This window comes from Staphylococcus sp. EG-SA-17 (genome assembly GCF_017151845.1).
Lineage (GTDB): Bacteria > Bacillota > Bacilli > Staphylococcales > Staphylococcaceae > Staphylococcus > Staphylococcus aureus.
Window position 1 is genome coordinate 1 of record NZ_JACVZO010000102.1, and the last position, 460, is coordinate 460.

General features: G+C 51.3%; 1 protein-coding gene. It reads left to right on the forward strand.

What is annotated here, in order from left to right:
• Positions 1-460: phosphopantothenoylcysteine decarboxylase domain-containing protein (locus IDG65_RS14250; RefSeq protein WP_274611365.1), on the forward strand; the 460-nt coding region annotated here is incomplete at both ends.

Genomic DNA, 460 nt, shown 5'->3' on the forward strand with positions numbered 1-460 from the left:
CTATGAGGTTATTCCGGCCGATTTCGGTGAAGTCGCTTGTGGAGATTTAGGACAAGGCAAAATGGCTTCGGTGGAAACAGTGGTGGCCTCAGTGGCTGCAAAGCTTATGGCGCACAACGTCTTGCTTGGAAAGAATGTCATCGTCACCGCCGGCGGCACCAGAGAGCCTATCGATCCGGTTCGCTTTATCGGCAATCGCTCATCTGGCAAGATGGGCATTGCTATGGCTGATGCCGCCTACGGACGCGGTGCCGATGTCACCCTAATCTCGACAGTTGAGGTTGATAGAGCTTATCCGGTTATTCTGGTCGAGACCGCATTCCAGATGCAAGAGACAGTTGAAGCCGAATTCGACTCCTGTGATGCTCTCGTGATGACGGCTGCTGTTGCTGACTTTAGACCATTAGCTGTCTCCAGTCATAAAATCAAAAAGACCGATTCTGAAGACATTTCGCTAGAC